Genomic DNA, 10,647 nt, shown 5'->3' on the forward strand with positions numbered 1-10,647 from the left:
GTCGGTGCTGTTCAACCCGCCGGCGGCGCGGATCGAGAGCCCGCCGCCGGCCGCCGAGACCGGCTGGTGGGGCGTCCAGGACCTGGCCCAGGGCGTTTTCGTCGGCTCGGCCATCGGCCTGCGCGCCGACCTGATCGGCCCGGTCCCCGAGGACGACGCCAAGCTGCTCAAGCGCGACCTGATCTGCCTGACCGACGCCCAGGCCGCGTTGAAGACCGCTGCGTTCGGCGAGATCCATGTGCCGTTCAGCTTCTGGAACCTGACCACGCCGTCCTCGCAGGACGCCTATCGCGGCCGCCTGTCGCGCTACCCGCTGGACCAGCGCCCGCGCCTGTGCGCCACGGTCTACGGCACGCCGCGCGAGGCCTCGATGGGCATGCTGCAGCAGGCCCGCGCCTTCCTGAAGGGCGGCTTCGCCCTGATGGACGTCCGGATCACCGACCCGACCTTCCCGATCCAGAGCCTGTCGCCCGATCTCGTCGACAGCATCACCCTGGTGCTGTCGGGCGAGACCGAGCAGGCGCGGCTGAAGCAGATCCTTAAGTTCGTCGAGCGCAAGGCCGGCTACGTCGCCAAGGGCGTCCGCCAGGCGGTGGCCAATGTGACCTCGGCCGTCGAGCTGGAGGCCTGCAAGGTCGCCGGCGTCGCCCGCGTCCAGGGTCCGATCGTCACCGACCTGCTGGACAAGCCGGTGGACGGCCCCGAGGCGGCCGAGCAGGCCAAGAACGCGGCTTGAGATTTCCGCCTTTTGGGGCGCTTGACCCTCACCCCGCGTGAGCCCTGAGTGATCGTCCCATCGAGAGGGAAGGTCACTTGAGCGTCTACACGGTCAAACAGATGGCGAGGCTGTCCGGCGTCTCGGTGCGCGCGCTGCACCATTACGACGCCATCGGCCTCCTGCGCCCCCGCGCCGTGGGGGCCAACGGCTATCGCTACTACGACCGCGAGGACCTGCTGCGTCTGCAGCAGATCCTGTTCCACCGCGCCCTGGAAACGCCGTTGAAGGACATCCAGGCCGCCTTGGACGATCCGGGGTTCGACCTCGCCGCCGCCCTGCGCGCCCACCGGGTTCGCCTGGCGGCGGAGGCCGAGCGCTACGCCCGGTTGGTGGACGTTGTCGACCGCACCCTCGCCGACCTCGAAGGAGAGCAAGCGATGGACGACAAGCAGATGTTCGATGGGTTCACGCCGGAGAAGCAGGCCCAGCACGAGGCGTGGCTGATCGACCGCTATGGCGACGACCGGGCCGGGCAGATCATCGCCGGCGCCAAGGCGCACATGGCGACAATGACCAAGGGCGACTTCGCCGCGCTTCAGGCCGGGGCGGCGACGTTGGAGGCCGACATGGCCAAGGCGTTGAGTCAGGGCCTGCCCGCTGACAGCGACGCCGTGGGCGCGATTATGGGGCGCTGGTGGGCCTGGATCGCCAAGGGCTGGAATCGTGAGCCGACCGCGGAAGCCTTCGCGGGCCTGGGCCGGGTCTATCTGGAGCACCCCGACTTCACGGCGCGCTACGAGGCGATCGCGCCGGGGCTGACGGAATACCTGGCCGAGGCGATGCGGGTGTTCGCGGAGAGGCGGTAGAGATCCTCCCTCGCATCGCGGGGCGTCTTCTACCGCCGCCCGAACAGCTTCTCGATATCGGCCAGCTTCAGTTCCACATAGGTCGGGCGGCCGTGGTTGCATTGGCCGGAGTGGGGGGTGGCCTCCATTTCGCGGAGCAGGGCGTTCATCTCGGCGCCGTTCAGCCGGCGGCCGGCGCGGACGCTGCCGTGGCAGGCCATGGTCGAGCAGACCTCCTCTAGCCGCTCCTTCAGGGCCAGGGCCGCGCCGTTCTCGGCTAGGTCGTCGGCGATGTCGCGGACCAGGGCGGCGGCGTCCGTCTTGCCCAGCAGGGCGGGTGTCTCGCGCACCAGCACCGCGCCGGGGCCGAAGCTTTCGATGACGAGGCCGAGGCTCGCCAGCTCCTCGGCGCGGGCGACCACGCGCTCGGCCTCGGCGGGGTCGAGGTCGACGACCTCGGGCAGCAGCAGGGTCTGGCGCGCCACTCCGCCGTCGGCCATCTCGCGCTTCATGCGCTCGTAGACCAGGCGTTCGTGGGCGGCGTGCTGGTCGACGATGACCATGCCGTCGCGGGTCTGGGCGACGATGTAGGTCTCGTGCACCTGGGCTCGCGCCGCGCCGAGGGGATAGTCGATCGGGTCGAAGGGCGCGCTGGCGACTAGATAGTCCGTAGTCGGATGAGTGTCGAAGCCGCCCGCGCCATAGGCCTCGCGCACGACCTCGGCCAGCTCGCCGCCATAGGAGGGCTCGACCCTGGCCGACACTTCGCTTAGCCCCGGCAAGTCCATCGGCCTCTGCGTCGGCGGGGTCCAGCCGCCCTCGCGCCAGGCAGAGAAGCCCGCTGGCGAGGGACCCGGCTGATAGCCCGGGAACGGGCTCTGCTGGGCGCGGATGCTGTCCAGGGCCTGGGCCGCGACGGTGGTCGAGGCGCGGTGGCCCGCGCCGGCCAGGGCGTGGCGCAGGGCGCCGACGATCAGGCCGCGCACCAGGGCCGGATCGCGGAACCGCACCTCGGCCTTGGCCGGGTGGACGTTGATGTCGACCTCGGTCGGGTCCAGCGTGACGTAGAGCGCCGCCGTCGGGTGGCGGTCCCGGGCCAGGAAATCGGCATAGGCCGCGCGCAGGGCGCCTTGCAGCAGCCGGTCGCGCACCGGCCTGCCGTTGACGAACAGGTACTGGTGGGCGGCGTTGCCCCGATTGTAGGTCGGCAGGCCCGCGAAGCCCGCCAGCCGCACGCCGTCGCGCGTCTGGTCGATCTCGATGGCGTTGTCCTGGAAGTCGCGGCCCAGCACGGCGGCCAGGCGGGCGAGGCGTCCCTGAGGCCCCGGATGCTCGGCCGGCAGGCGCAGGATTCGCCGCCCGTCGATGTCCAGCGAGAAGGTGATGGCCTCGTGGGCCATGGCCTGGCGCTTGATCTCCTCGGTGATCGCCAGGGCCTCGGCGCGTTCGGACTTCATGAACTTCAGGCGGGCGGGCGTGGCGTAGAACAGGTCGCGCACCTCGATCCGCGCGCCGTGCGGGCCGGGGAAGGCGGCGGGGGCGACGTCGCCCACGCTGCCGCCCTCGACCAGGATCGAGAAGGCGTCGGCCTGGCCTCGGGCGCGGGAGCTGATCGACAGCCGCGCCACCGAACCGATCGACGGCAGGGCCTCGCCCCGGAAGCCCATGGTGTGGATGCGCAGGAGGTCCCACAGCCCGTCCTCGTCCGGGGCCAGCTTGGAGGTGGCGTGGCGCTCGATGGCCACCGGCAGTTCCTCGGCCGTGAGGCCGCAGCCGTCGTCGGCGACCAGGATGCGGGTCAGGCCGCCGCCGTGGGCCTCGACCTCGATCCGCGTGGCGCCGGCGTCGATGGCGTTGTCGACCAGCTCCTTGATCGCGCTGGCCGGCCGCTCGACCACCTCGCCGGCGGCGATGCGGTTGACGGTCTCGGGCGGCAGGCGGCGGATGGTCATCAAGCGGACTTTCGGGCGGAGCGCGCCGGCGGGACGAGCGCCACCATTGCCACTCCTTAATTTGACCGGCCGGACGGCGGTCGGCCAAGCAAGGACGGTCGACATATTTAGCGCGATTCCGCCGCCGTTCGAGGAACAGCCCTCTTGATCTCGCCCCGCATCATCGCCGCCGGCCTGACGCTGTCCCTGTTGCTGTGCGGCTCGGCCTTGGCCCAGGTTCAGGGCAAGAACGAGGTCTCGATCCATCAGACCAAGCCGGTGGACCTGACGCCGGTCGACAGCCAGGCTAACCTGGTCGAGGAACTGATCGTCAACGCCCGCCTGCCCGGGCCGGCCTGGTGGAAGGTCTCGGACGCCGACACCACCGTCTATGTGATGGGCATGCCGGCCTTCGTTCCCGAGAAGCTGGACTTCGACGACTCGGTGCTGCGGCGGCGGCTGGATGGAGCCAACGTGCTGATCATTGGCCAGCAGCCGGAATTCCGCGTCCTCAGCATGCTCGCTCTGATCCCCGGCCGGGGAAAGCCGTTCCTGATGGACCGGCCGATGCGCGAGACCCTGCCGCCGGAGCTGCGAGCGCGCCTTGAGCGCCAGCTGGTCGCCCAGAAGAAGCCGCTCAACGACTTCGACGACATCAAGCCCGCTCTTGCCGGCTTCATGATCGCCGAGGGGCGGGGCGGCAATGTCTCCATGACGCTGGACGCACTGACCGATCGCGTTCGCGACCTGGCCAGGAGCAAGGATCTCAAGGTTTCGCCGCGCATCAAGAAGCTGAGCGGCTACGATCTGATCGGCATGGTCAAGTCGCTGGCCGACGCGCCGCCACCCTTGCAGGAGCTCTGTCTGGACGCGGGCCTTCGCCAGGCCGAGAACGGTCTGGCCAGCGTCCGCGAGACCGCCGAACAGTGGGCGCAAGGCCAGGTGCGCGAGGTCGTCTCGGCCGATCGTGGCTTCCAGCGCTGCCTGGCCTCGACGCCGTGGATCGCGCGCCAGTTCAGGGACGGCCAGGACGACGCCGTGGCGGCGATCACCTCGGCCCTGAAGAAGCCCGGCAAGGCCGTGGCGATCATCGAGCTGCGCGCGCTGCTGTCGACGGACGGCGTGCTGGACCGCCTGCGGGCCAAGGGCTTCACCGTAACCGCGCCTGAATAAGGTCAAGCTTCCGCCATGGCGGCGCGCCACGGTTGAGCCGAAACAACGGGAGGCTGAATGCGCGCGTTTCTGACAGGCTTGATGCTGGCGGGGATCACCGTCGGGGCCCAAGCCCAGGCCCAGACGATCGACGACCCTCAGGCCAATGTGGTCGAGGCCTTGGTGGTCAGCGCCAAGCTGCCCGGCCCGGCGTGGTGGCGGGTCTCGGACGGCGACACCACGATCTACGTGATGGGGATGCCGTCCATGCTGCCCAAGGGCCAGGCCTGGGACAAGACGGTGCTGGAGCGTCGCCTCGACGGCGCCTTCGCGCTGCTGACGCCGCCCGTCTGGCAGGCCGGGCTAACCGACATCCCCGCCATGCTGCGGCTGCGGGGCAGCCTGAAGGACGACGGCGCCTGGACGGCGCGGGCCCCGGCCCTGGCGGCGCGCACCCAGCACGCCTGGACCGCCGTCGACAAGAACGACGACGGCTGGCGCAAATGGAAGCCGCTGTTCGTCGCCCTGCAACTGAACGGCAAGGCCAACAAGCAGGCCCAGCTGCAGATGTCCGAGCCGGACCGGACCATCGAGAAGCTGGCGCGCGAGCGGCGGGTCAAGGCGCGGCCGGCGGCGGTCCATAAGGCCATGCCGATGCTGAAGTCCCTGGTGCGCGAGAACAGCGAGGCGGCGGGGCTGACCTGCCTGTCCGAGACCCTCGACGCGGTCGAGGCCGGCTCCGCGCCGGCCCGGGCGGCGGCCGACGCCTGGGCGCAGGGCCGGGTGAAGGACGCCCTGGCCGCTCCGCGCAGCGCCGAGCGCTGCGAGCTGCTGCTGCCGGGCGTCTCCGATCTGAAGCGCCAACTGGTCGACGACGAGGTTGAGGGGCTGACCGACCTTCTGAGGACGCCCGGCCATGCCGTGGCGATCTTCCCGCTGCGGGCCCTGGTCGCCGAGGGCGGGGTGCTGGACAAGCTGCGGGCGAAGGGGATCACGGTTCGGACGCCGGGGGACGGGTAGGGGCGCTTCCGTCGCGAGGCCGAGGACAACCTGTTGAGCATCCACAGCTAGAGCGTGTCCCGCCAGGGGCGCGGGGTGGTCGTCGGGCCAAGCTCAGCCCTTGCGCACGATCCGCGCGGCGGCGGCGTGGAAGCCGGCCTCGGCCTCGGCGGAGTCGGCGACGGCCGCGTGGCGGTCGCGGGCGACGCCCATGTTGCTCTTGGCGTAGCTCTCCGAGACCTTGCGGGCCTCCTGGGCGCGCAAGGCGGCGTTGGAGGCGGCGGTCTCGTGCCACTGGGCCAGGGCCTCGGGCGTCAGGTCGCCGGCCGCGTCGGGATGCGGCGCCACCTCGCCGAAGCCGATGGCCACGAAGCCGTGGATCACCCCGCCATAATCCTCTTCCGACAGCAGGAAGGTGATCTGCCGCTCCTCGACCTGGCCGGTGTAGTCCTGGGTGTCGGGCTCGAACTCGCGCAGCACCAGGATGTCGCCGACCTTGAAGTCGCGGTCGTTGCGACGGATCTCGAAGCGCTTTTGGCCCGACCGCACGGCGGCGAAATATTTGGGCCAGGTCTTCAGGTCGTGGCGGTTCATGGCGGGCGGACTTTGTTCTTGAAAAGCGGAGCGGGCGGTTCTGCCGAGCGGAGCCTAGCGCGGGGTTAACAGCTCAAACATATCCCCAATTCCGATTTCCCCGGCGAATGCCGGGGTCCAGGTTCATCCGGACCGGCTGGGGCGAACGCGCCATCGGCCTGATAAGCCTCCGAAGCGCTCGCGGGTTCGATCTGGGCCCCGGCGTTCGCCGGGGAAATCGGCTTTATTGTGTCACGCGTCGACGCACAGCCGGACGATCTCGGCCCGCAGGTCCGGCATCCCCAGGCCCTTTTCGGACGAGGTGGCCAGCACGCGGGGGAAGGCCGCCGGGCGCTTGGCGATGGCCTTGAGCGTCTCGGCCACGACCTTGTCGACCTCGGCGGGCTTGATCTTGTCGGCCTTGGTCAGGACGATCTGATAGGACACCGCCGCCTCGTCCAGCGCGTCCAGCGCCTCCAGGTCGACCTTTTTCAGGCCGTGGCGGCTGTCGATCAGCACATAGACGCGCTTCAGGTTCGGACGGCCGCGCAGATAGGCCCGACCCAGGTCCTGGAACTTGTCGGCGATCGAGCGCGAGACGCGGGCGAAGCCATAGCCGGGCAGGTCGACCAGCCGCACTGTCTCGGCCAGCAGGAAGAAGTTGATCTCCCGCGTGCGGCCCGGCTCGTTCGAGGCGCGGGCCAGGTATTTCTGGTTCACCAGGCCGTTGATCAGGCTGGACTTGCCGACGTTGGAGCGGCCGGCGAAGGCCACCTCGGGCAGGTCCGCGGACGGCATGGCGTCCATGCGCACCGCGCCCATCACGAACGAGACGGGTTGGGCGAAGAACACCCGGGCCCGCTCGATTTCCTCGTCGGTGAAGATGGGATCGTCGCTCATCAGGTCGCGCTTGCGGTCTTGCCCTGCAGGCGCGCCAGGATGCGGTCGATCGGCGTCTCCACCTTGTAGCGGCGCATGATCACGTACTGCTGGATGATGGTCAGGATGTTGCTCCAGCACCAGTAGATCACCAGACCCACCGAGAACTGCGACAGGGTGAAGGTGAAGATGATCGGGAAGAACTGGAAGATGCGCTGCTGCATCGGATCGCCCGCCGGCGGGTTCATCGACTGGGTCAGCCACATGGTGAAGCCGTACAGCAGCGGCCAGACGCCGATGTGCAGGTTGCCGTCCAGGAAGCCGCCGATCACCGGCGCGGTCGCCGGGTCCCAGGGGATCAGCTTGAACAGATTGAAGATGGTGCTGGGGTCGCGGGCCGACAGGTCGTGGATCCAGCCGAAGAACGGCGCGTGCCGCATTTCGATGGTGACCGTCAGCACCTTGTACAGCGAGTAGAAGACCGGGATCTGGATGAAGATGGGCAGGCAGCCCACCATCGGATTGATCTTCTCCTTCTGGTACAGGACCATCATTTCCTGCTGCTGCTTGGCCGGATCGTCCTTGTGCTTGGCCTTCAGCTTCTCGACCTCGGGGGCGATCTTCTTCATCTTGGCCATGGACTCATAGCTCTTGTCCGCCATCGGATAGAGGATGAGCTTGAGCACGACGGTCAGCAGCATGATGGCCAGGCCGAAGTTGCCGACCAGCTTGTAGAAGATCTCCAGCACATTGAAGATCGGGCGCGTGAAGAAGCGGAACATGCCCCAGTCCACCGCGTCGTCGAAGCGCGGGATCTCGGCCTTGGGGTTGTTCCAGAACTGCCAGATGGCCGGCGGCGTGGTCTTGCCGTACTCGTACTGGCGCAGCAGCGGCACGGTCTTGGCGCCGGCGAACAGGCGGGTCGTCTGGGTCAGGGTCGCGCCCGGGTTCAGGGCCTGGGTCGGACCGACGAAATTGACGTCATAGATGTCGGCGCCCGGCGCGGCGGTGACGCGGTACTGCGCCTTGATCGTCTGGTCCTGGCCCGGGATCAGGGCCGCAAGCCAGTACTTGTCGGTGATGCCCGCCCAGCCGCCGGTCGAGTCGAAGCTCTCCAGCGGATGGTCCTTCTTCCACGCGCCGTACTTGGACAGCTTCAGCTCGCGCTTGTCGCCCGCGCCCAGCACGCCGATCGCGCCCTCGTGGACGATCTGGGTCTTGCCCAGCTTGTCGGTGATGCCCTGGCGCTGGACGCTGGCGTAGGGGGCCAGCTGGAAGGCCGCGGCCCCGTTGTTCTTGACGCTGTCGGTCACGGTGAACATCGCGTCGGCGTCGACGGCGATCACGCGGGTGAAGACCAGGCCCTGGCCGTTGTCATAGGTCAGGGTGACCGGCGAATTGGGACGCAGCACCTGGCCCGGCGCGGCGGTCCAGACGGTGCGGCTGTCGGGCAGGCCCGGCAGGTTGGCGCCGGCCCAGCCGAAATCGGCGAACCAGGCGTGCTCGGCGCCCTCGGGGCGGAACAGCTCGACCGGCGGCGAGCCCTTGTCGGTGGTCTCGGCGTACTTGCGCAGCAACAGGTCGTCGATCCGCGCGCCCTTCAGGGCGATCGAGCCCGACAGCGAGGGGGTGTCGACGGCGATGCGCGGGCTCTGGGCCTTGGCCGCGTCGCGCGACAGATGCAGCGGCGCGGGATTGCCGCTGGCGTCCAGGGTCACGCCGGCCTTGGCGGCGGTCTGGGCTTCGGCGGCCTTCTTGGCCTGAAGCTCGGCCTGGGCGCGCTTCTGCTGCGGACCCAGGACGAGGAACTGGTACCCGATCAGGATCACGAACGCGACGGCGATGAACGCCATCGTGTTTTTGTTGTCGTTCTGCTGCATGGAGCGCTTAACCGGAAACTTTGAGATCGGGTTGTTGGGAGGCGGCGGATGTGGACGGCGCGCCGGGGCGGGGCCGGGGAGGCTTGGCGCCCCCGCGATCGTACTCGGCGGCGAGGCTTATCAGCGCGGTTTTGACGTCGTCAAGCAAACGCCCCCATTCACGCGCGCCGGTGCCGCCGCGCGCGATGAACACATAGTCGTGCGAGGGGCGCGCATGAAGGGGCAGGACCAGCCGCGCGGCCTCGCGCAGGCGGCGCTTGGCGCGGTTGCGCTCGACGGCGCCGCCGATCTTCTTGGTGGCGGTGAAGCCGACGCGGACGACCGGGTCCTGGTCCTCGCGCTTGCGCATCTGGACGAAGACCGCCCCGCGCGACAGGGCCGGCGCCTTGGCGGCCAGCAGGAAGTCGGGGCGTTTCCGCAGGCGCTCGAACTTCAGAGCGGACGGCGTCTCAGCCATGAAAAAAGCCGCCTTTCCGGCGAGAACCTGAGATCAGGTCTGGGGAAAAGGCGGCTTTGATCATCGTCTTGCCTCCCGAGGGAGGAAGAGAAATTAGGCGGTCAGGCGCTTGCGGCCCTTGGCGCGGCGACGCGCGACGACCTTTTGGCCGTTCTTGGTGGCCATGCGCGCGCGGTAGCCGTGACGGCGGGCACGCACGAGCTTCGACGGCTGGAAGGTGCGCTTCACGACGTGGCTCCGAAATGCAAAAACGTTGAACGCGAGACATCAGGTCCCGCGAGTGAGGGGCGGTGGATAAAAGAACGGGCGCGGGATGTCAACCTGAGTCGGTTCAGAGGGTTACGGTTGTTCGCCACGGCCGTTTCCCAACCTCTCCCGTCATCCCGCGCTTCATGCGCGGGACCCATGGTTCAGCTCACGCGTGAGAGCTTCGTTCCGCACGGAACCTGCGGCGGACAAATGGGTCCCGCGCATAAAGCGCGGGATGACGGATAAGGGGGCGTGGGAAAGCTCATGGCGCGATCACCGCCTTGCCCACCACCTTGCGATCGGCCAGCAGATCGAACGCCTCGCGCCAGCGCTCCAGCGGCAGTTCGGCGTGGACGTGGGGGCGGATGGTCCCTTCGTCGGCCATTCGCCAGATCGCCTCGCCGTTCTCGCGGCCCTTGTCCGGGAACTGGCGGCCGTACTCGCCGGCCCGCACGCCCATGACCGAGAAGCCCTTGATCAGCGGCATGTTGACCGAGACCGTCGGGATGCGGCCCGAGGTGAAGCCGATGATCAGCAGCCGCCCGTCGAAGGCGATGCAGCGCACGCTCTCGTCGAAGACGTCGCCGCCCACGGGATCGTAGATCACGTCGGCTCCCCGGCCGCCGGTAATCTCTTTCACGCGCTCGCGGAAGCCCGCGCTGACATTGACCACGGCGTCGGGGGCGTACAGCGCCTGGACTTGGGCCAGCTTGTCGTCGGAGGCCGAGGCGGCGATGACGCGCGCGCCCAGGGCCTTGGCCAAGTCGACGGCGGCCAGGCCCACCCCGCCGGCCGCGCCGTGGACCAGCACCCACTCGCCCGGCTCGACCCGCGCGCGGCGCACCAGGGCGACGTAGGCGGTCAGATAGGCCGCGCCATAGGCGGCGGCCTCGGCGAAGGACAGCCGCGCGGGCTTGGGCTTCAGGGCGTCGGCCGACAACACGGCGTATTCGGCGAACCCGCC

The 10,647-nt window shown here is 69.1% G+C and carries 10 protein-coding genes and 2 pseudogenes; 5 read left to right on the forward strand and 7 right to left on the reverse strand.

Annotated features, from left to right (window positions below; translation table 11 throughout):
* Together FCU40_RS21290 and FCU40_RS21295 are read left to right on the forward strand one after the other, a co-directional pair.
* Nucleotides 1–736: pseudogene (locus FCU40_RS21290) on the forward strand (hypothetical protein); the annotation flags it as partial.
* Nucleotides 737–813: 77 nt separating this feature from the next.
* The gene (locus FCU40_RS21295; protein WP_168077701.1) at nucleotides 814–1,584 is read left to right on the forward strand and encodes a MerR family transcriptional regulator; all 771 of its coding nucleotides are present in this window, start codon (nucleotides 814–816) and stop codon (nucleotides 1,582–1,584) included.
* A gap of 29 nt (nucleotides 1,585–1,613) precedes the next feature.
* Here FCU40_RS21295 and mutL read toward each other — a convergent pair whose 3' ends face one another.
* On the reverse strand, nucleotides 1,614–3,515 hold the full coding sequence (gene mutL, locus FCU40_RS21300; RefSeq protein WP_168077702.1) for a DNA mismatch repair endonuclease MutL: 1,902 nt from the start codon (nucleotides 3,513–3,515) through the stop codon (nucleotides 1,614–1,616).
* A gap of 144 nt (nucleotides 3,516–3,659) precedes the next feature.
* Between mutL and FCU40_RS21305 the strand changes: the two genes are divergently transcribed.
* A complete protein-coding gene (locus tag FCU40_RS21305) occupies nucleotides 3,660–4,667 on the forward strand; it encodes a TraB/GumN family protein (RefSeq protein WP_168077703.1) in 1,008 nt (335 codons plus the stop codon).
* Between the two features lie 57 nt (nucleotides 4,668–4,724).
* Entirely contained in the window at nucleotides 4,725–5,666 is a 942-nt protein-coding gene (locus tag FCU40_RS21310; RefSeq protein ID WP_168077704.1) for a TraB/GumN family protein, read from the forward strand.
* A 93-nt stretch (nucleotides 5,667–5,759) separates the two neighbouring features.
* Here the strand turns inward: FCU40_RS21310 and FCU40_RS21315 are convergent, their stop codons facing one another.
* The 5 genes from FCU40_RS21315 to rpmH form a co-directional block, all read right to left on the reverse strand.
* Complete coding sequence (locus FCU40_RS21315) at nucleotides 5,760–6,239, reverse strand: ASCH/PUA domain-containing protein (protein ID WP_004622324.1); 480 nt, start codon at nucleotides 6,237–6,239, stop codon at nucleotides 5,760–5,762.
* A gap of 231 nt (nucleotides 6,240–6,470) precedes the next feature.
* On the reverse strand, nucleotides 6,471–7,118 hold the full coding sequence (yihA, locus tag FCU40_RS21320; RefSeq protein WP_004622326.1) for a ribosome biogenesis GTP-binding protein YihA/YsxC: 648 nt from the start codon (nucleotides 7,116–7,118) through the stop codon (nucleotides 6,471–6,473).
* Nucleotides 7,118–8,977 carry a membrane protein insertase YidC gene (gene yidC, locus FCU40_RS21325; protein ID WP_168077705.1) on the reverse strand — a complete coding sequence of 620 codons (1,860 nt, stop codon included), beginning with the start codon at nucleotides 8,975–8,977 and terminating at the stop codon, nucleotides 7,118–7,120. The genes yihA and yidC overlap by 1 nt, the downstream gene beginning before the upstream one ends.
* Before the next feature lie 7 nt (nucleotides 8,978–8,984).
* Nucleotides 8,985–9,434 carry a ribonuclease P protein component gene (gene rnpA, locus FCU40_RS21330; RefSeq protein WP_168077706.1) on the reverse strand — a complete coding sequence of 150 codons (450 nt, stop codon included), beginning with the start codon at nucleotides 9,432–9,434 and terminating at the stop codon, nucleotides 8,985–8,987.
* Between the two features lie 93 nt (nucleotides 9,435–9,527).
* Nucleotides 9,528–9,662 carry a 50S ribosomal protein L34 gene (rpmH, locus tag FCU40_RS21335; RefSeq protein WP_004622337.1) on the reverse strand — a complete coding sequence of 45 codons (135 nt, stop codon included), beginning with the start codon at nucleotides 9,660–9,662 and terminating at the stop codon, nucleotides 9,528–9,530.
* Nucleotides 9,663–9,839: 177 nt separating this feature from the next.
* Between rpmH and FCU40_RS23460 the strand changes: the two are divergent.
* Nucleotides 9,840–9,923, forward strand: a pseudogene (locus FCU40_RS23460) (hypothetical protein); the annotation flags it as partial.
* A gap of 22 nt (nucleotides 9,924–9,945) precedes the next feature.
* Here FCU40_RS23460 and FCU40_RS21340 read toward each other — a convergent pair.
* A partial coding sequence (locus FCU40_RS21340) for a zinc-binding dehydrogenase (RefSeq protein ID WP_168077707.1) occupies nucleotides 9,946–10,647 on the reverse strand: 702 nt, incomplete at its 5' end.

The sequence above is a fragment of the Caulobacter sp. SSI4214 genome (genome assembly GCF_012184455.1).
In the GTDB taxonomy this organism is placed as follows: domain Bacteria; phylum Pseudomonadota; class Alphaproteobacteria; order Caulobacterales; family Caulobacteraceae; genus Caulobacter; species Caulobacter vibrioides_E.